Source organism: Pantoea sp. FN0302 (assembly GCF_050113775.1).
GTDB classification, from domain to species: Bacteria; Pseudomonadota; Gammaproteobacteria; order Enterobacterales; family Enterobacteriaceae; genus Mixta; species Mixta alhagi.
Map to the genome: position 1 here is coordinate 251,359 of NZ_JBNJSM010000002.1, position 20,054 is coordinate 271,412.

Sequence of the window (20,054 nt, forward strand, 5' to 3'; positions counted from 1 at the left end):
CTTACTTGCCTGCCGCTGCAGCGGCGTGAGACGTTTCGTCATTAGCGGCGGCTGGCGTCATCGGCGAATAATCAAGTTGCAGGATGCGGCTGGTTTCCGCCAGCTCATGCTCGGTGGCACTGATATTGCCATTCAGTTTCTGGCCGTAAGAGGGGATCATCTCTTTCAGCTTCGCCTGCCATTCTGGCGTAGCGATTTTATCTTTAAACACTTTCTGCATCAGATTCAGCATAATTGGCGCTGCCGTAGAAGCGCCTGGCGATGCGCCCAGCAGAGCAGAAATGGTGCCGTCCTGAGAGGTTACCACTTCGGTGCCCAGGCGCAATACGCCGCCTTTTTCTGCATCTTTTTTGATGATCTGCACGCGCTGACCTGCCTGGATCAGATGCCAGTCTTCTTTTTTCGCCTGCGGGAACCAGGTTTTCAGCGCCGCATAGCGATCGTCATCGTTCAGCATCAGCTGGCCGACCAGATATTTCACCAGGTCAAAGTTATCCAGACCGACATGTACCATCGGCATCAGGTTGCTGAGGGTGATGGAGCCGAACATATCCCACAGGGAACCGTGTTTCAGATATTTGGTCGAGAAGGTGGCGAAGGGGCCAAACAGCAGAACCTGTTTTCCATCCAGCATGCGGGTATCCAGATGCGGCACGGACATCGGCGGCGCGCCAACCGAAGCCTTACCATACACTTTTGCCAGATGCTGCTTAACGACTTCCTGATTTTCCGTTACCAGGAAGGAGCCACCTACCGGGAAGCCAGCGTAGTTTTTTGCTTCCGGGATGCCGCTCTTCTGCAGCAGCGGCAGAGCCGCGCCGCCAGCGCCAATAAAGACATACTTCGCCCTAATCACGCGCTCTGCGCCGTTGTTTTTGAGATCGGCAACGGTAACGTTCCAGCTACCATCGTCGTTACGCTCAATATCGCGCACTTCGTGACGGGTCTTCAGACTGAAGTTTGGGCTTTTCCCCATTGATGCCACCAGCTGGCGCGTGATTTCACCGAAGTTGACGTCAGTACCGATATCAATGCGCGTGGCGGCCACTTTCTGCTGCGGATCGCGGCCTTGCATCATCAGCGGCGCCCATTTAGCGATTTGTTCGTGGTCTTCAGAGTATTCCATGCCACGGAACAGCGTGCTCTTTTGCAGCGCTTCATAACGTTTACGCAGTAGATTAACGTTTTCTTCGCCCCAGACCAGGCTCATATGTGGGGTAGAATTGATAAAGCTGCGCGGATCGTGCAGAACGCCTTTCTGTACCTGAGAGGCCCAGAACTGACGAGAAATCTGGAAGGATTCGTTAATTTCAATGGCTTTGCTGATGTCGATAGAGCCATCCTCTTTTTCTGGCGTATAGTTCATTTCCGCCAGCGCGGAGTGGCCTGTACCGGCGTTGTTCCAGCCGTTTGAGCTCTCTTCTGCGATGTTATCCAGACGCTCTACCATTTCGATAGTCCAGTCTGGTTCCAGCTCCTGAAGATAGGTTCCCAGGGTGGCACTCATAATTCCCCCGCCGATGAGCAGTACATCGACGTCCTTTTTATCTTCTGCTACTGCATGCTTACTTAGGCCGAAAGCATTCATACACAGCGCCAGAAGCAATGCTTTTTTACGCATGTGGCGACATCTCCGTCTGTTGATTGCTCAACAGGTAATTGCAGGCGAGAGCGTCCAGCTTCTGTCAGGCGGGTTGCTCTCTTTCCATAACTAAAAAGCGAGTGACATAACCGCACAAACGGCATGGGTTAACCACACGTTATAGGCGTGCTGAGAAATATAACATTCTCGTAATAAAATTGAATAATTTGTTTAAACTTTAAAAGTTGTTTGAATTTTAACCACGCTGAAGCGATCAGCTTCACACTTCTTAGCCTAACAGTACAAAAATTGTTTAGCTAACAGCAGAGGAAAAGGGATGTAGGTAAGCGTTCCCTTGCTTTTACAGCAAGGGAACAGGAGAGCGGAGTGTTAAAGCAGATGTAATTTTTTTACGTCAATCAGCAGGCTTTTGCCGTAGCGCAGTAAAGTACCGTTAACTGAAATCAAATCATCCGGTTTCACTTCCTGCCCCTGCCAGACGCCGTCGTCAATCTGTAACTGGACGGTGCCAGTGCGATCGCGCAGCTCCCAGGTTTTTTTACCGGTTTGCCGGATAATGTTGCCCTGCAGGGTTACCCAGGTTCCGGTAGAAAGCTGTGCCAGCTGATGAGCCGTATTCAGTTGCTGGTTATCTGTTACTGCACGGTAGCCATCTTTTTGATCTTCCGGCGGCGGTGCTTTGCCGTCCGGATTAAAGCCGCCATCGGCGGCCAGCGTTGGTGCGGCAAGCAGTGTAGCCAGACACAGCGTCAGGATTTTATTCATTGCCATCTCCTGCGGTCATTAACCACATGAATTACCGCTGCGCTATCAGGGGTCGCCCAGCTGCTGCACATCAATCCAGCGACGTTCGCCATCCTGACGTACGCGACCGTTCAGGCGCACCTGGTCTTTGGCATCATAGGTTTTTCCTGCCCAGACCTTTTCCGGGATAACCAGATCGATAGTCTGATCGCCGTGACCGCGCAGCTGATAGCGGTTAGCGTCTTTCTGCTTAACGATATAACCCTCAACCGTTACCCAGGCGCCGTCACGCATTGTTTTTACCAGCTCAAGCCGCGCTGAGGTCGTGTCTTCCGTTCCTTTATAACCGCTGTCCTGATTCTCCGGCGGTTTTTCGCCGCTTTTGTAGCCGCCGCTATCTTCGGCAAAAGCCGGCAGCGTGAAAAGGGCAATCAGAGCGGCGATAGTCAATTTTTTAGCCATACATTCTCCTTAATAACCATCCGTTCGGGCCAGGCGAAATATGCCTTTGCAGGATATAAGCCTGGCACAGTCTGATGAAATCGGGGGAAATCAGCGTACGGCCGCATTGATATTGCACAACTTTAGGAAAATTGTCCGGAGCGGGCGGCAGTGTTACAGCATGCCTGGCAGCTGAAATCACAGGCATAACCAGGCAATGATTAACGTTGAGCAGCGCTCAATTTTACAGCGGTATTAATAACGCGGATCGGTTTAAAAAATAAATATAGTCGTTTGAATAAAGAAAACGCATGGTAAGTCACAGTAATTGATTCCGCTTAATGCGATATTTCTGTAAAATGGCATGGTGCCTGACTTGAAAAAACATCATACTATCTTTTGCATGATGAATGCCATACAGGAGAAGTTGATATATTGATTGTTCCCCAGGGGCGACCATTGTTTATATAATCAATTTAACATCGGGGGAATGACAATCGTTTCTCTTGCGCTGTCATAAATTTTTGCGCCTAAATAGCCCCCTATCACTGAGCCATAAAGCCCAGTATGTGGTATTTTTGACATATTACCTAACAATCCTCTAATAAGAGTGCCTACCGCCTGGGATGCATCTCTTCCGCCCGAAGCTAGTTGAGTTTCTTCACGGTTTAGTCATTTCATTAGTCTGATCTCCTTGTTATCAATGGTTTTAAGATTACAAAAACCATAGCTGTTATAACTGAGTAACATACTTTCCTGGGTATGTTCTCAAAGAAACCATAATGAAAACACCCAGACACAATGAGTATGGTTGCGAAAAAATGGAGTATTTAAAGAATGATAAAAACAACTTTCTTTTCATTTCATAAATTACCTTTGTATGTTGTTAATATTTAATCTGTCTTTTTTTGAGATCAACTATAAAAATAAAAAATAGTTTTACATATAGTTAATTTCTACTTTGCCTTGTCTGCTTAATCATTGGTTTGAAATAAAATAATTCGAGGTTTTAATATTTTATATTTTCATTTAATGATTGTGAAATAATAATTTTAGATTATTTTTCTGGTGCATTAATTCCACTATTTTTAAATAGTGTTTTTGATTGCGAGAAAGAAAACAACTTATCTGACGGCCTCTTCGGCCGTCTACTTCCTGGGCCAGTTAATTATAAAGCTGACGAGACAACAGAACGCTTAAACCTTACCAAAGCGACGCCAGAGAAAGCGCAGCACAAAAAACTCTATCGTGCCCAGCAGCAAAAACCACAGGCAGAGCACAAAGGTATAAAACTGATTGAGATCGCTGAAATGAAACAGCGACATCATACGGGCAGTAAACTGCGGACCCGGAGAGGGCGCAGGCAATAGCAGCGCGGAGAGAAAGCCCAGCAGCAGAATGCTCATTGGCGCCAGCCAGTTTTCAAAAGTGGATTTCATGGAATTCAGGACAAAAAGAAAAAGAGACGTTCATTCTCCGGGATTCAGCATGATGGTTCAATGTTTGGCGTGGTCATCATGGCGCAGGGTGAATATCTTCAGCATCAAATCAATGGCTTGTGTGATAACCCACGTTGAAAAAAGGCCTGTAATCAGGATTCGTTTAGCTTTTGTTTAAGTCAGGCTTTGCATAATCGCCGGCAATTTTGTGAGCCGCTTCAAAAAAAGTTGCTGAAAAAAACCGCTGCCGTTATAATTTTCGTTGTTTTTTTCAACAAAAGTTAAGCAGGTCATGGGTTATGAAAAAGTTCTTTCGGTATGTGTTTCGCGCTTATGTTGAAACCTTTAAGCATGTGCCGCCCGGCGCGCTGAACTAACGGCAGCGCCGCACTAACACCCTCGATAACCGCGGCCAGGGAACGACCGATGGTTATCAAACCCGCTTTATGTATCTCCCGCTTCATTCTTCTTGTCTCCAGCTTTGTTTCGCTCTTATCCAATAGGCTTTTCACAGCTAAAAGCTTTGCTCTGACAACGGCCTACAGCCTGTTTCTTAAACGCCCTTTGTTGATAACCGCCGCACATTTTTATCAACCGTTCTGATTAAGCGTCCCGGCAAACAAGGCGAAGCGTTATTTAACGCCTAAACTTAGCGGGTATCCCTAACCTGAGAGCAGCTGATGAAGAGAGCAACCCGGAGGCGCGGGCCGAATAACCGCACACTTCTTCTCGGTATGGCCGCAGCAGTGGCCGGGACGGCGCTATTTGTTAAGCAATGGCGTAAATGGCAGCAGACGCCGCCGGTGGGCATTCATAGCCATCAGGCAGGTCTGGCGGGCTATTACCAGCAAGTCGGGCCGTGGCGAATGTTTACCCGCGTAACGCCAGAAAGCCGCCCTGGCCTGCCGGTGGTTTTGTTGCATGGTCTGGTGCTGTCCGGGCGTGCCATGGAAGACCTGGCGCTGGCATTAGGCTGGGAATATCGCGTACTGGTTCCTGATCTGCCCGGTTTTGGCGGCAGTTCGCTTCCGGCCTCGCAGCCGGTGTTAAGCGTTGATCAACTGGCAGAGGCGTTATGGCTGTGGATGCAGCAAAATCAGCTGTCGCGCGCTATTTTTATCGGCAACTCTATGGGATGCCAGGTGCTGGCTGCGCTGGCGGTTGCGCATCCTGAAGCGGTTGCCGGGCTGGTACTGCAAGGGCCTACTGTCGATCGTCATAACCGTACGCTGCTGCGCCAAATTTGGCGCGACTGGATCAATGGCCGACGGGAAGCGCATCGTTCTCCCGCCGCGCTTAGCCGTATCGATTATGCCAAAGCGGGTATCTGGCGCGCCATGAATACCATGCGCCTCATGATGCGCGATCGCATCGAGCAGCGGCTGCCACATATCAAAGCGCCAACGCTGGTGGTGCGGGGATCGTTTGATGTGGTTTCGCCCGCTCGTTGGGTCACAGAGATGGTGGCGCTGCTGCCGCGTGGCGAGCTGATGACCATCCCGCAAGGTACGCATACGCTGCACTACGTTTACCCGTGGAGCTACAGCCGCGCTATCCGACCTTTTATTGCTCGCGTGCAGAAGGAGCAGGAAAACCATGAGTAAACCACCAAAAGGCGTTGCCCGCTTTGACTCTTCGGCAGCGATGGTAATGGCGCTCAGCAATGCGCTACATCAGCGCCCTTTTAGCAGCCCAAGCCAGTCGCCTACGTTGGATCGCATGCTGCCGGCGTTGAATTTACTGCCTGAGCGCGTCCGTGAATGGGGCTATGCGCTTGGCGGTATGGCTGAAGGCATTACGCTAAGTCAGGCGCAGCATCTGGATATTGAAGGCATCGCGCGTTGGGTAGCGAATCAATATCCGCAGCAGCAGTATCAGGCCGCTTTTGTCGGCTCCTCTAACGGCGCGATGGTACATCTGGCGGCGGCGATGGGCGTGCCCTGGCTGCCGCAAACATTTTTGTGTCCGGTACGTTCATCGCACAACGACCCGGATGATGCACAGAAAGGCATGGCGGACGGCAAGCCGATTACCGATGCGTTGCTGGCGGCCTCACCCCATCTGGCGGTTCATCATATGCAGGATCCGAATCAGGATCGTTTGATGCTGGACCAGATGTCCTATTTCCGTTTAAAGCACCGTAAACTGCCGCTGGAATATCATGAGTTTTTGCTTAGCGCGCTGCCGCCAGGCGGAACGCTGGTAATCAATCACTGTACGCAGCAGTGGCCTGCCACGCGTACCAGCGATCGCTCTTTTTATCAATTTGGAGCGGTAGGGGGCGCAACGGAGCAGGAATATTTCTCTGGCGGGCCACGAGTAATGGAATATCTGGCACGTAACGGCGTTGAACGTGAAAAATGGGAGCCGCCTGCGCCGGACGTTACCGTACCGGAGGCAGAGTGGGGGTTTGATGCGCACCTGATGGCCGAGCTGAAAAAACTGGCGAACAGCCAGAACTGGAAACTGGTAGAGCTGCGTTATGAAAACCCGGAAGCGCTGAGCTTTGTGACTGCCGAAATTTATCGTGACTGGTATCTTTCGGCAGGCGTGATCGCTTCGCGGCTGGTGGTGGATAATTTCCTGTTAATGGATCCCTGGACCACCATGCAGCAATATGCGATTCCTTTCTGGCTGACCTTCTGTACTGAGCCTTCTGCCAGCTCACTACAGCGCTATCTTGAGCGTCAGCCTCGGTTCCGTAATATCGATCTGCTGCTGTTTTCTCACGGCACGGAAAGTATCGGGATGGCTTCGATTGAACGCTGGCAACAGCTGTTGAATTACGCTACCGATGAAGGCGCATTTGTCGGTGTTGATACGGAACGCTTCCCGCGTGATTTCGCAACGTTATCGCGTTTTGATGAGGAATTGAAACAGAGAGCGCCGCTGTTACCGCCGCCGGAACCGCTGACGACTGAAACATTTTTAGCGGGCGTACAGCGTTACGGGGAAAAATTTCAGGTGGAGTGTTTGCTACATAACTGAGAAACAAGATGAGCAGTCAGGCCCTGTGACCTGACTGCTACTCAACAATTACTGCGCTTTTTCAGCAATAAGGGTGAGCTTTTCATCAGTGGCTTTCTCTTCCTGCAGCGTTTCTTCCAGCAGGCGAGCCGCTTCTGTATAGCCCAGCTTCTGTGCCAGCGCACGCAGCGTGCCGTAAGCCGCGATTTCGTAGTGTTCCACTTTCTGTGCTGCGCCGATCAGGCCAGCATCACGCACCACGCCTTTCTCGACGGAATCGATGATTTCCTGCGCTTCTTCTATCAGGCCTTCCATCGCATGACATTTCATACGCTTAATACGCACTTCAGGGGTCGCTTCTACCAGCTGATCAAGACGCTCGATCTGGCCCTGGGTTTCTTCCAAATGAGTTTTGAACGCTTCGATAAGATTCTCATCGCTAGCGGCACGCGCCATTTTTGGCAGGGCACGACTAATTTGCTTCTCAGCGCTGTAAACATCAGACAGATCGTGAATAAACATCTCTTCCAGCGTTTTAATACTCATCGTAATCTCCATAACCAAAGGATAATAATTTATAAGTTCAGGGGTGGCATGCCCTGTTAATTTCAGTATAGACAAAAATAAACAACTGCAACGGCAGAATGATGAGATTAGGATTCATCCTGCTGCTACCGCCTCGCTTGTTTTAAATAAAGTCTGCGCTGCCTGGCTTATTAATAAAAGGGCAGGGAATAGGCTGATACAAAGAAGGCGATAAAGCAGAGAAAAAAGAACGGGCGCAAGAAGTAACACACTTACCCGCAGTACGCCAGCGCGCACTACGGGTTAACTAATTTTACAGGGAGTTACCCGGCTTTAAATTAGCTGCGGCGGCTATTTTGTCCGCCTTTTTTGCCTGCTTCAGAGGCTTTTTCGCGGTCATTTTTAAAGTTACCGCCGCTTTGTTGGCCGCCTTTCTTACCGGCTTCAGAGGCTTTTTCACGATCTTCTGCAAAGTTACCTGAACCACCACGATGCTGAGTCATATTATTTCTCCTCGTGTGTATTAACAGAATGCATATATTTATCAGTGGGCGATAAATATATGCGCATCCAACGTTTTTAAATTTAGCGGTTGAGAATGATATTGCAAGGCGATGGCAGCTAAAAGTTTTTCTTATGGCGTTTTATAGAGCATAAGTTCGCGTTACATAACGGGTAAATGAAAATGTTATATTTTATGAATGACGCCTGAAATATATATCTGGCGCCTCGTCTGTTAATGCCAGAAAGGCAGAAAAGCCTCTGCGGCTACCCATAATAAACTCTTCCTGGCTCAGGATCACAACGCGCTTTCCGCAGGTCGGATCAGTGAAAAAAAGCAGGCCGTTTCGTTTTGTTTGGTCTTTAATTATTCAGCAAGCTAATTCACAACGGAGGAGATGACTGATGAATACCACATGGTTACGATCCCGTGAGCTTCCCCATCTGGGATCCTTTATCGTGTTGAAGAAAGGTAAAGTGGCCTGGCTGCTGTTCCGTAACGGCGGCGCGGTTTTTCGCTCTGCGCAGTGGCTACGGCGGCATTGTCATGCCTTCGAACCTGTGAATGCCTCCTCTCAGGTACGTTAATTTGATTTTTACCGGCGTCGGCCACGCTGCTGGCGCCGGAGCAGGCTCTCTGTTTTACATCTCTTTGATTCATGAGAGACGTGCCTTTCACCAGGTCTCTGTGAAGCAGCAATGCTATCTTTACGCCTTTGCCTCGTCGTATCCGGAAAACGTGGCCTTAACCGGATAATTTAGCAGATTAACTATTTTAGCTAATTGCGTAATAAACAAAAATAATTTATCGGCTCAATTGGCGTAATTAACATCAGCTCATCATTGATGAGTAAAGAGTGTAATTTGCAAAAATGTTGATGATACTTATTTCATCAATTTATTTTGCTAAATCGCTTATTGCATTGAGGTGTTAAAAGTTAGCGGGCAAGGAATAAGTTATCGCCAGTATGACCCGCCCGGTTAAAGGCGGGTCAGTATAGCCATCACTTACCGATCAGAAATACTTCAGCCAGCGGATATCACGCCTTTGTTGCTTTAGTCGGGCAAAGGCGCGTACCGGCCACCACAGCAGCAGCGCCAGCAGCAGCATACAGAACCACAGCTGCCAGACGGCATCGAAGCCGAACCAGTCACCCTGATTTTTCCCCCAGCTTGCTTCAGCGACCAGATACATACCTTTCAGAACGTAAAGATGCAGCAAATAGAAAAACATTGGCGCGCTGCCAAATACCGCCAGCCAGGCAATAGTACGACTGCGCTCTTCGATACGTTCAAACAGCGCCAGCAGCGTCAGGCCAACTGCCAGCGTCAGGCAGATAAACAGCAGGGAGGGTGGATATTTGGTGATATTAAAAAACGCCATTGCGCTTTCGCCCAGCGTATTGCCCGCCTGCCACGGCTTTTCACCATAGCCGTTAAGCAAACGTAGCAGCACGAACAGCCCCAGCAGGCTGGCGGCGCTGGTCAGCAATATTTTGCCGCGCGTTGCGCGGTTGCAGGCCGGTTGCCAGAGCTGGCCCGCACAGTAGCCCAGCGCAATGACGCCAATCCACGGCAGCACCGGATAGGATGTACGCATCCGCAGCGAATCGCCTAATTCAATCCAGCCGCGATCGTGCAGGATCGCCCACGGCAGGTGCCAGAACGTACCGGGTGCAGCATGAATATGGTCAAGCAGATTATGTCCCGCCACCAGCACAATTCCGATGGTGACAATAGCCCACAGCGGCAGCCACAGCAGCCCGCCAAGCGCCAGCATACTCAGGCCAATCGCCCAAATCACCTGTAAATAGAGCACTTCCGGCGGGAAGCTAAAGGTCCAGGCGAAGTTAACCAGCGTTAGCTCCAGTGCCACCAGCACCAGACCGCGCTTCAGCAGGAACAGCGACACGGCCTTACGGCTTTGCTTTTTTTGCTGATAAAGCGCGGCGGAGAGACCAGTTAAAAATACAAAAACCGGCGCGCACAGATGCGCCAGAGTACGGCTGATAAACAACGCCGGATCGGTGTTAGCGACATCGATCGGATCGGCAAGTTGTTTATGCAGATAGAAGGTTTCACGCACGTGATCCAGCAGCATTAACAGGATCACCAGGCCACGCAGCGCATCAATAGCCTGCAGCCGTTGAACAAGCTTATCGGACATATCCTTTTCCTGGTAGTATAAAGAGCGAAACGTTATATCATAACAAAAGGTTGTGACTCAAGGGCGTGAGCAGCTGCATCATCGTTCACTGTAGGCAGAATGCCAGAGTGTTTTCATTGCCAGGCCGCTCAGGCTGTGGCTAAAATAACTGCCCGGGGTGATGGCGTTCCACCTTACCCAACCGCTACTCTTCCTTTGAGCGCTGATGACGCCTGACACCACACTTTCTCACCGGGAAGGTGTGACGCATGTCAGGATAGCGCTCTGCCTTCTTGCTGCGTCATATCTCGTTGAATTAAAACCATTATTGAGCCTTAACGACAATGTTGAAATCTATGCTGGCAGTTATGCTCGGGGGCGCCGCAGGCTGTACGCTGCGTTGGCTAATTTCGTTGCGCTTTAATGCGCTGTTTCCAAATTTACCGCCGGGTACGCTGCTGGTTAATCTGCTGGGCGGCCTGATCATCGGTATCGCCACCGCCTGGTTTATGAAGAATCCGCACCTTTCTCCAGAGTGGAAATTGCTGATTGTCACCGGACTGTGTGGCGGGCTGACCACCTTTTCCACCTTCTCCACAGAAATCATGTTGCTGATGCAAAGCGGCAAATATATCTGGGCAATGGGTCACGTGCTGGTTCATGTTGTTGGCTCGTTGCTAATGACCTTTGCCGGTTTCACCCTGGTTACCCTGCTGGGCTAGATAACCTTCTACAGTTAAACCGGGCGGCGCAATTTACGCGCCGGTTTTCCCGGTGAACAAGGAGGATGAATGACTAACCCTGTATTTCTTAATCTGGTACTGCTGGAAGGCGAACCGCTTACGCTGCTGCACGCCGCGAAGCAGGCTGGTTTCGATGAGGTGGAGATCTGGCAGGAAAATGTGCAGGCGGCAGAAGGCGGTGCAAAGGCCATCCGGGCGCAGGCGCAGCGGCTTAATCTGGGGTTCACCAACTGTCAGGTGTTGCGCGATTTCGCTGGCGCACCGCTGGCACTGCGTGAAGAGAAGCGACAGCAGGCGCAGCAGTTTTTTCAGCTGGCGCAGGCAATAGGTTGCCGCACGGTTCAGGCACCTGCCTGCACACGCGAGGATTGCCAGGCTGAGTTGATTGATGAAGATTTGTGCTGGCTCTCCGCCGAGGCGGCGCGGCATGATTTGCGCATCATGTATGAGCCGATGGCCTGGAGCACGGTGGATAACCAGCTGGGGACGGCCTGGCAACGGCTGAAACGGCTCGATTTGCCCAACGTCGGGCTGGTGGTGGATCTGTTCCATATCGCCGCGCGTGACGATGATGCCAGCGTGCTGGAAGACATTCCGCCGCAGCGGATTTACGAAGTACAGTTGTGCGATATGGCTGAGGCGGTCACGCCAGACGATATGTCGCAGCTGATCGATAGCGCGCGTCATCATCGTCTGCTGCCCGGTGATGGCATTTTGCCGGTAGCGGATTTTGTCGCTGCGCTGCAGCGTAAAGGCTATCGCGGCCCGGTCGGAATTGAGGTGTTTAACGATCGGCTGAAGCAGCAACCGCCGCAGGTTGCTGCTGCGCAGGCGTTTGCCGCCCTGCGCCGGTGCTGGCCTTAACGCCTGTAATGATTAGTGCTCGCTGCCTTTAAAGCAGCGGGCAATAAAATTAACCGCTCGCTGTGCGCCGGAGCCGGAAATGGTATGGCCGACGCCGCTTTCAAACAGGGTTTCTACCGACATGCCCGTTGCCTTCAGGCGCAGCGCGGCAGATTCCGTCTCCTCCCACGGGATCACCGGATCGGCTCTGCCGTGCACCAGCAGTACCGGCGCGTTACGTACCGGCATCAGCGGGTCGGGCGTAGCCAGACGACCGGAAAAAGCCACCACGCCCGCTAACGGCCAGCGCCCGGACGCCAGCGCATCCAGCGCCATAATCGACCCCTGCGAAAAGCCCACCAGCAGTACCTTTTCCGGTTGTGTAATCTGATGCGCGCTCAGCAAACCATGCAGCGTCTTATCAAAGGCGGCGCGGGCTTCTCTTACCCGTTCCCCTCGGTTTTGCGCGGTTACGCCGTCCAGGCTGAACCACTGAAAGCCGGGACCATGATCGAAGCGAAAGGGCGCATCGGGCGCGGCAAAAGCGGTGGCAGGCAGCAGCGGCGCCCAGTGCGGGCCCAGCCCGGCCAGATCGTCACCGTTGCTGCCAACGCCGTGTAGAAAAATCACCAGTTTTTTTGTCATCTTCGCCTCCGCGTGGAAAGTTTTGTCCTGCGCTTTTACATTTCGAAGTTAAACCATTGCGGCTATTTGCACTAAGATCAGTGATTCGTAGGGCAAAAAATGAGCACATTTATGCTATTTCGCCGTTTCGAACGTTATATCAATATCTTTCAGGATGCACCCGGCGAAGCACCGCCGGATAGCGTTGGAGCCTTTTACAGTTATTTTCTGCGTCAGGTTTGGCGCAGCTTTGCCGCGCTGCTGGCGGTCGGCCTGATTGTTGCGCTGATTGAAGTCGCGCTCTACCGTTATTTAAGTCAGCTGATCGATATGGTCAACGCCTCAACGCCTGCCATCTTCTTTCAGGAAAACTGGGGAACGCTGCTGTGGATGGCGGCGGTAGCGATGATTTTGCGTCCGCTGTTTATCGGTTTGCACGATCTGCTCATCCATCAAAGCATTGGCCCCAGCCTGGGCAGCCTGATCCTGTGGCAGAACCACAGCTACGTGCTGCGTCAAAGCCTGAAATTCTTCCAGAACGATTTTTCCGGGCGAATCGCCCAGCGCATTATGCAGACCGGTAATGCGCTGCGTGATTCGGCAGTCCAGACCGTTGACGCTATGTGGCACGTTTCTATTTACGCCATCACCTCGCTGGTGCTGTTTGCCGAAGCGGACTGGCGGCTGATGCTGCCGCTGATCGCCTGGATTTTCGCTTATGCCAGCACGCTGCGCTATTTTGTGCCGCGTATCAAAGCGCGATCGGTGATCTCTTCTGAGGCGCGTTCAAAGCTGATGGGCTGCATTGTTGATGGTTATACCAACATCACCACGTTAAAGCTGTTTGCTCATACCGATCTGGAGCAGCGCTACGCGCAGGAGGCGATAGGCGAGCAAACGCAGAAAACGCAGCAGGCCAGCCGGATGCTGACCAGCATGGATATAACGCTCTCTACGCTGAATGGCTTACTGATCGGTTCCACCTGCGGGCTGGCGCTGTGGCTGTGGAGCGAGTCGCTGATCACCGTCGGCGCGATTGCGCTGGTAACCGGGCTGGTGATCCGTATTGTGAATATGTCCGGCTGGATTATGTGGGTGGTCAACGGCATTTTTGACAATATCGGTACGGTTCAGGATGGCCTGACCACCATTGCGCAGCCGCTAAGCGTCACCGACGAGCCGGATGCTAAACCGCTACGCGTAACGCAGGGCGGGATCCGTTTTGAAAATGTCCATTTTGACTATGGCGGCGGTCGGCGGGTAATCAATAACCTCAACCTGGATATTCAGCCCGGCGAAAAGATCGGGCTGATTGGACCATCGGGCGCGGGAAAATCGACGCTGGTTAATCTGCTGCTGCGGCTGTATGACCTGGAAGGCGGCAGCATCAGCATTGATGGTCAAAATATTACAAAAGTCACCCAAACCAGCCTGCGGGCACAGATTGGCATGATCACCCAGGATACCTCGCTGCTGCATCGATCCATTCGCGATAACCTGCTGTATGGCCGTCCGGACGCTACCGAAGAGGAGCTGTGGACGGCGATCCGTCGGGCGCGCGCCGATGAATTCATTCCGCTGCTTTCCGACAACCAAGGGCGTACCGGGCTGGATGCGCATCTGGGCGAGCGCGGCGTGAAGCTTTCCGGTGGTCAGCGCCAGCGTATCGCTATCGCACGCGTGCTGTTAAAGGATGCGCCAATTTTGATCATGGATGAGGCCACTTCCGCGCTCGATTCAGAGGTAGAGGCGGCGATTCAGGAGAGTCTGGATACCCTGATGGAGGGCAAAACGGTGATCGCCATTGCCCACCGTCTCTCGACAATCGCCAGACTCGATCGGCTGGTGGTGCTGCAACAGGGCAAAATTATCGAGATGGGTAATCACCAGCAGTTGCTGGCGCATAACGGGCTGTATGCCCGTTTGTGGCGTCATCAAACCGGCAACTTTGTCGGCGATCATTAAGCCTGTCCACGGCGGTAGGGCAGCGCATCACGCGCTTCCTCCGCCCAGGCCAGTACGCCCGCCTGCTCCTGCTGTAAAAAATCGCCAACCGCTGCGCGTAATCCCTCATGGCGTAGCCAGTGCCATGAGCGGGTAAGCGTAGGTTCAAAACCGCGCACCAGTTTATGTTCTCCCTGCGCGCCCGCATCGAAATGGCGCAGGCCGTGGGCAATGGCATAATCCATTCCCTGCCAGAAGCAGGTCTCGAAATGCAGACGGTCAAATTCCGCCAGGCAGCCCCAGTAACGGCCATACAGGGTATCGTCGCCGATCAGGCTAAACGCCATCGCCACCGGCTGCGTCCCGCGTTGGGCAAAAACCACCTGGATCGCGCCGGGCATACGCTCCGCCAGCAGGCTGAAAAAGTCACGCGTCAGATAAGGCTGCTGTCCGCGTACTGCGTAGGTATTGGCATAACAGGTATAAACAAAATCCCATTGGGCTTCGCTTAGCTCACCGCCGCTGAGCCAGTGAAAGCTAATGCCATTAGCGGCAACCTGTTCACGCTCTTTACGGATCTGCTTACGCTTGCGCGACATCAAGGTATCGAGAAAATCCTGAAAATCGCGATAGCCGGGATTATGCCAGTGATACTGGCAGCCAAGGCGCGACAGCCAGCCGGGTTGCGCAGTCAACAGCACATCACTGCGTGGATCGGTAAAGTTAATGTGAGCGCCAGAGAACCCCTGGCGGGCAAGCGCCTCAGGCAAGGCTTCCAGCAGCGCCGTCAGCGATGTAGCATCGCCCAGCAGACGCGGCCCGCTGACCGGACTAAACGGAATAGCGCCCAGCCATTTCGGATAATAGGGAATGTTGGCGCGATAACAGGCGTCCGCCCAACTGTGATCAAACACATATTCACCCCAGGAATGACTTTTCTGATAGCCTGGTAGCGCCGCACGCAGCTGTCCCTGTTCCAGGGCGACCCAGTGTGCGGGTTGCCAACCGCTTTCTGCGCCAACGCTGCCGCTCTCTTCCAGCGAACGCAAAAAAGCGTAACGTAAAAACGGATTGTTATCAGGCAGTAGCGCATCCCAGTCGGCGGCAGAAACGGCGGCGAGCGAAGTGAGAAAGGAGAACGACATCAACAGGCTCCGACAGATGGCGGGCGAACCATAAACCGGTTGCCCGAGAGTGAAACTTCACCTTAGCATATTTGGCTTAATCACTGTCTTCACGCATATTCAGCGCCAGCGCGCTGGCGGGATCGAACAGCGACAGGCTTTCGATCTGGTCAAGCAGGATAACCTTACGAAAATCGAGCGCCGACTGCGGCTCTGAGGTCAGGTCAATATCGTGTTTGGCATACCAGGCGCTGTAGTTGTGCTCCACCACCAAATCAAGCGTTTTACTGTCACGGTAGCCACTCAGCATCGGGATCACTACCACGTTGTTGGCATCAGAACTGTCGAAGGAAGAGGACATGATCATGCCGATATAGATACGGTGGGAGGTCAGCGTGATCCACGCCAGTTCGCCTCCTTCCATACACTGATAAAGCAGATGTTCCACGCCATTGGTACGGGTAAGCGAATTATAGAGTTCGCGACGGCCACGTCCATCAAGCCGCGCGCTGCCCGCCCAGTTAGAGCGATAGAGACAAAACAGCACGGCAAAGGTCAGCATAATCACCACCGGCGCCTGAATGCCAAGAAAGCTCCAGTTCATAAATTCGATATGGTAATGATGATGCCCGCTGCCGAAATATTGCGGCAGTTTATTCATCACCGCAGAGGTGACCAGCAACAGCAGCCAGATAATCGCGGTGGCAATCACGCCCTGGATAACAAAAATACAGCCATAAAGTGCGACCAGGAAATAGACGTCCCAGCCAAACGTACGTTTAAATTTGAAGCGCGTAGAGAGATCGCGACTGCTGTACCAGTAGCCACAAACCATCAGCACCATAAATATTGCCGTTCCCATGTTATGCCCTCTTTAATGCTTCGACGTGGCGGGCAAAATCTTTCTGCACCTCCTTGCTGTGAATATTGACCATCGCGCTGCCATTTTCATCGATAACAATACGATCACCATCGTCAATCGAATCCTGGACATCATCCTGGGACATGACCTGCAGTAGTTTTTCCGGACTGGTGAACAATGAACGCATCAGCTTTAACATCTCTTTCCTCCTTTTTGTCCATAAGTGTAGGAAGGGATAGCGGCTTTGGGGCGGGATCTGTCTGAATCAGACAGCGAAACGGCAAAAAAACGGGCGCAACGCGGCGCCCGCTAACAGAGATCAGAAATCAACGCTGGCCTTGAGCACAATTTCACGGGGGTCGCCTACCGCCACGCGCAGGTTATTGCCGCTGGAAGGGTACCAGGTGGTATCGAACAGGTTTTTCACGTTGACCTGCCATTTCACCCGATAACTATCCACTGGCGTACTCCATGCAACAAAGGCATCGGCGACGATGTAATCATCCAGATAAAAACTGTTGGCGGCGTCACCGGCACGACGTCCTGTGTAACGTGCGCCAATCCCGGCACGCAGGTCGTCTGCCGGCAGCAGTCCGGTGGAACCGAAATCGTTGGTGAGAAACAGTGCGGCGGTATTGCGCGCGACGTTAGCGAGTTCGTTGCCGTTATTATCCGGATCGGACGTGACGCGCGCGTCGGTCCAGGCATAGCTGCCGACCAGGCTCAGGCTGTTGGTCAACTTGCCCGCGACATCCAGCTCCACACCCTGTGAACGCACCTTACCTGCCGTGCGGGTAACGGTTTCGCCATCCACCAGTTCGCTGACCATTACGTTGCGCTTGTGAATATCGAACAATGCCAGCGTACCGGTTACCCGACCCGCAAGATCGATCTTCGCGCCCACTTCATACGCTTTGCCCAGCTCCGGCGGCAGCGCGCCGATTTGAGTGGAGATAGAGGTATTCGGCTTAAAGGATTCGGTATAGCTGGCATACAGGCTCGACCAGCTATTGATGTTGTAAACCACCCCGGCGCGCGGCACCAGACGGCTATCGGAAGCGTCGGTATTGGTGACAAACGGGCGGCCTTTGCCCGACATCACGTCGAAGCTGTCATAGCGCAGCCCGCCCAGCAGCAGCCAGTGCTCATTCAGGCGCATCGCATCCTGCATAAACCAGCCGCGGCTATCGACGTTTTCCCGCTGGTCGCTGTCTTTAGCGCTGACTGTTGTTGAGGCAGGCAGAACGCCATAAACCGGATCGTAAACATTAAACGAGCTATCTTTTGTGCCGCGGATCATATCGCCACGGAAGGTGCGATCCGCTTCGTAATCAAAGCCGAACATCAACTGATGATTGACCTGGCCCCAGTCAACGTCGCCGTTAAACGTCAGTTGCACCATCTGCGAACGACTTTCTGCGGCGGCAGTGGCGTCCGCCTGACGTGTCAGAATGCCGGTTTCTGCATCAAAGGCGGTGGCGCGCGCCTGGTTATCGCTGTAGCGGTTGCGGCTAAAGCTATAGGTTAACTGTGAACGCCAGCGATCGTTCAGCGTCTGGTCAAGCTGGAAACTGAGCGTGTCCTGATCGCCACGCGTGGCGTTGTAGCCTTCATCGAATCGGCGCTCACGCGGGGTATCCACCGGCTTGCCGGTGCGGGAGTCAATTACCGTGCCGCGATCGAACGGCGTCAGATACTCCATGTGCTCCCAGGAGACGCGTACGGTGGTGTTTTCGCCGTACCACATCAGCGAGGGCGCAATCACCGTTTGACGGTTGCGGCCAAAGTTGCGCCAGTAGTCGGTTTCACTATGATCGATAATCATGCGTCCGGCAAAGCCTGTGGTGCCAAGCGGGCCGGTGACATCCAGCTGACCGCCGCCGCCGCCAAAGCTGCTGCTGCGTCCTTCCAGATGCACCTGCGGCGTCAGCTGCGGCTTTTTACTGATGACATTAATCAGGCCGCCCGGCTCGTTCATGCCGTACAGCATGGAGGAGGGCCCTTTTAGCACCTCTACGCGCTCGCTGGTGGGTGTAAAGTTGCGAGCCTGAACCGAACGCACGCCATCGCGCAGAATGGAGCCGTCACGGTTATCGCCAAAGCCGCGTTTAATAATGGCATCCTGCGTGCCGCCCAGCGTGTTGGACTGAGTAATACCACTGACATAGCTCAGCGCCTCATCCACATCCTGCGCATCGCGATCGTCGAGAAACTGCTGCGGCACCACCGTCACATTCTGCGGCGTATCAATGATTTTCATTGGTGAGCGCGTGGCAGTCACGCTGCTGTGTGGCTGATAGCCCGTGTCATCAGCGGTTTCCTGCGTGACAACCAACGTATTTTCCTCGGCCTGCAACGCTGGCGGCAGCAGCAGGCTGGCCAGCAGGCACGGGGCGATTTTATTCATTTGATAATTGACTCCAGAAGGTCCCTGAAAAATCCAGCGGTAAAAACTGCTGGTAAAGTTGTTGCATGGTTTGCTGCGGATCGACATCGGCAAACAGCTGCGGATAGAGCATTTTAGCGATCCATTCGGTAGCAACGACGTGATATGGGCTGAGATAGAAGTTGTGCCACAATGCACCCGCACGTCCGTTGCGCACCGCCGCCAGCTGTCCGATCAGCGGCTGGGCAGCCATTACCTGTTGGAAGCTTTGTCTGGCCTGCTGCGCATTAACCTGCGGCCCCAGCGCAACGGTTTTGGCATCGCTGTCGGCGCGGGCCATTCCGGTGGCGATATAGACCTGCGGCTGGGCGGCAAGCACCTGCTCTGGATTTAGCTCACCGAATACCCCTTTTACCGTACCGGCCGCGATATTTTCACCGCCTGCAAAGCTCACCAGCTGGCCGAGGTTACCCTTAACCGCTGTGGTGCAGCAGGTATCGCGGCGCCCCAGATGCAGATGTAATATTACCGTGGTGCGTGGGCCTTGTCGGTTCGCCAGGCGCTGCTGAATGCGTTGCATATGGGATTGATAAAACGCACTAAACGCCTGCGCGCGCTGCGGCTGGTTCAGCACGTCGCCCAGAATTTTGATACTGGGAAGCGTGTTATGCAGCAAGTCGACACGTAAATCCACGGTAATAACCGGCACACCCGCCTGCTGCATAACCTGGCGAAAACGCGCCTCTTCGCCGCCGGTTTTCGCCAGCCGTGGCAGGATCACCAGATCGGGATGCAGTTGTAAAACCCGTTCAGCGTTCAGTTCGCGAACGCTGCCTGTTCCCAACTGAGGGATCTGCGCCATTTGGGGAAAGCGTTGCAGATACTGCTGCCAGCTTTGCGCATCATATTTTGCCAGATCGCCAGGCCAGCCCGCGATATGTGCCGCCGGATAGCCGGGTTGCAGCAGGGCGAGCGTATAGAGCATCCGGCTTTCCCCCAGAAAAATGCGCTGAGGCCGATCGGGAACGGTAACGGTTGTGCCAGTAATATCAATGATTTGCCGCGCAAGAAGAGAGTGGCTGAGCAGTAACAGCAGAAAAAGAAGTTTGCGCATGGGTCAGGCTAGAGAGATGGAAAACCAAATGATAATAAAAATCAGTTA

Annotated in this window: 19 protein-coding genes and 1 riboswitch; of the genes, 6 read left to right on the plus strand and 13 right to left on the minus strand. The window is 53.0% G+C overall.

From position 1 onward, the window contains the following. Position 1 precedes the first annotated feature (1 nt). From mqo to ACQE32_RS11805, 4 genes are all read right to left on the minus strand, one after another. A complete protein-coding gene (gene mqo, locus ACQE32_RS11790; RefSeq protein WP_427021831.1) occupies positions 2-1,621 on the minus strand; it encodes a malate dehydrogenase (quinone) in 1,620 nt (539 codons plus the stop codon). Positions 1,622-1,972: 351 nt separating this feature from the next. Further along, entirely contained in the window at positions 1,973-2,368 is a 396-nt protein-coding gene (locus ACQE32_RS11795; RefSeq protein ID WP_426973932.1) for a YgiW/YdeI family stress tolerance OB fold protein, read from the minus strand. A 45-nt stretch (positions 2,369-2,413) separates the two neighbouring features. Next, positions 2,414-2,809 (minus strand): YgiW/YdeI family stress tolerance OB fold protein, encoded by a 396-nt coding sequence (locus tag ACQE32_RS11800; RefSeq protein ID WP_426973933.1) that lies wholly within the window; start codon positions 2,807-2,809, stop codon positions 2,414-2,416. 1,175 nt (positions 2,810-3,984) lie between these two features. Continuing rightward, entirely contained in the window at positions 3,985-4,227 is a 243-nt protein-coding gene (locus ACQE32_RS11805; protein ID WP_250651411.1) for a DUF1158 family protein, read from the minus strand. Positions 4,228-4,907: 680 nt separating this feature from the next. Here ACQE32_RS11805 and ACQE32_RS11810 point away from each other — a divergent pair. Continuing rightward, entirely contained in the window at positions 4,908-5,831 is a 924-nt protein-coding gene (locus ACQE32_RS11810; RefSeq protein ID WP_426973934.1) for an alpha/beta fold hydrolase, read from the plus strand. Continuing rightward, positions 5,824-7,215 carry a hypothetical protein gene (locus ACQE32_RS11815; protein ID WP_426981348.1) on the plus strand — a complete coding sequence of 464 codons (1,392 nt, stop codon included), beginning with the start codon at positions 5,824-5,826 and terminating at the stop codon, positions 7,213-7,215. Before ACQE32_RS11810 ends, ACQE32_RS11815 begins: the two co-directional genes overlap by 8 nt. A 48-nt stretch (positions 7,216-7,263) precedes the next feature. Here the strand turns inward: ACQE32_RS11815 and ACQE32_RS11820 are convergent, their stop codons facing one another. Continuing rightward, complete coding sequence (locus tag ACQE32_RS11820) at positions 7,264-7,740, minus strand: ferritin-like domain-containing protein (RefSeq protein WP_426973936.1); 477 nt, start codon at positions 7,738-7,740, stop codon at positions 7,264-7,266. A 317-nt stretch (positions 7,741-8,057) separates the two neighbouring features. After that, positions 8,058-8,222 (minus strand): general stress protein, encoded by a 165-nt coding sequence (locus tag ACQE32_RS11825; protein ID WP_085068825.1) that lies wholly within the window; start codon positions 8,220-8,222, stop codon positions 8,058-8,060. Positions 8,223-8,625: 403 nt separating this feature from the next. Between ACQE32_RS11825 and ACQE32_RS11830 the strand changes: the two genes are divergently transcribed. Further along, positions 8,626-8,808 carry a hypothetical protein gene (locus tag ACQE32_RS11830; RefSeq protein ID WP_250651415.1) on the plus strand — a complete coding sequence of 61 codons (183 nt, stop codon included), beginning with the start codon at positions 8,626-8,628 and terminating at the stop codon, positions 8,806-8,808. A 427-nt stretch (positions 8,809-9,235) separates the two neighbouring features. Here the strand turns inward: ACQE32_RS11830 and ACQE32_RS11835 are convergent, their stop codons facing one another. Then, positions 9,236-10,387, minus strand: a complete 1,152-nt coding sequence (locus ACQE32_RS11835) for a DUF1624 domain-containing protein (RefSeq protein WP_426973937.1) — start codon at positions 10,385-10,387, stop codon at positions 9,236-9,238. 147 nt (positions 10,388-10,534) lie between these two features. Further along, positions 10,535-10,609: riboswitch (Fluoride riboswitch) on the plus strand. Positions 10,610-10,710: 101 nt separating this feature from the next. On the opposite strand from ACQE32_RS11835, the gene crcB reads away from it, so the two are divergent. After that, complete coding sequence (crcB, locus tag ACQE32_RS11840) at positions 10,711-11,088, plus strand: fluoride efflux transporter CrcB (protein WP_426973938.1); 378 nt, start codon at positions 10,711-10,713, stop codon at positions 11,086-11,088. A 69-nt stretch (positions 11,089-11,157) separates the two neighbouring features. After that, the gene (locus tag ACQE32_RS11845; RefSeq protein ID WP_426981345.1) at positions 11,158-11,973 is read left to right on the plus strand and encodes a sugar phosphate isomerase/epimerase family protein; all 816 of its coding nucleotides are present in this window, start codon (positions 11,158-11,160) and stop codon (positions 11,971-11,973) included. 12 nt (positions 11,974-11,985) lie between these two features. Here the strand turns inward: ACQE32_RS11845 and ACQE32_RS11850 are convergent, their stop codons facing one another. Beyond that, positions 11,986-12,597 (minus strand): alpha/beta hydrolase, encoded by a 612-nt coding sequence (locus tag ACQE32_RS11850; protein WP_426981343.1) that lies wholly within the window; start codon positions 12,595-12,597, stop codon positions 11,986-11,988. 111 nt (positions 12,598-12,708) lie between these two features. Between ACQE32_RS11850 and ACQE32_RS11855 the strand changes: the two genes are divergently transcribed. After that, positions 12,709-14,541 (plus strand): ABC transporter ATP-binding protein, encoded by a 1,833-nt coding sequence (locus ACQE32_RS11855; protein ID WP_426981341.1) that lies wholly within the window; start codon positions 12,709-12,711, stop codon positions 14,539-14,541. On the opposite strand, the gene ACQE32_RS11860 is transcribed toward ACQE32_RS11855, so the two are convergent. The 5 genes from ACQE32_RS11860 to ACQE32_RS11880 all read right to left on the minus strand — a co-directional run bounded on the left by ACQE32_RS11860 (position 14,538) and on the right by ACQE32_RS11880 (position 20,006). Beyond that, positions 14,538-15,665 (minus strand): GNAT family N-acetyltransferase, encoded by a 1,128-nt coding sequence (locus tag ACQE32_RS11860; protein ID WP_427021832.1) that lies wholly within the window; start codon positions 15,663-15,665, stop codon positions 14,538-14,540. The genes ACQE32_RS11855 and ACQE32_RS11860 overlap by 4 nt on opposite strands. 76 nt (positions 15,666-15,741) lie before the next feature. Then, the gene (locus ACQE32_RS11865; protein WP_250651422.1) at positions 15,742-16,506 is read right to left on the minus strand and encodes a hypothetical protein; all 765 of its coding nucleotides are present in this window, start codon (positions 16,504-16,506) and stop codon (positions 15,742-15,744) included. Position 16,507: 1 nt separating this feature from the next. After that, positions 16,508-16,705, minus strand: a complete 198-nt coding sequence (locus ACQE32_RS11870; protein WP_426973943.1) for a hypothetical protein — start codon at positions 16,703-16,705, stop codon at positions 16,508-16,510. Positions 16,706-16,825: 120 nt separating this feature from the next. Beyond that, complete coding sequence (locus ACQE32_RS11875) at positions 16,826-18,913, minus strand: TonB-dependent siderophore receptor (protein ID WP_427021833.1); 2,088 nt, start codon at positions 18,911-18,913, stop codon at positions 16,826-16,828. Next, complete coding sequence (locus tag ACQE32_RS11880; protein ID WP_426973945.1) at positions 18,906-20,006, minus strand: ABC transporter substrate-binding protein; 1,101 nt, start codon at positions 20,004-20,006, stop codon at positions 18,906-18,908. Before ACQE32_RS11880 ends, ACQE32_RS11875 begins: the two co-directional genes overlap by 8 nt. Positions 20,007-20,054: the final 48 nt, after the last annotated feature.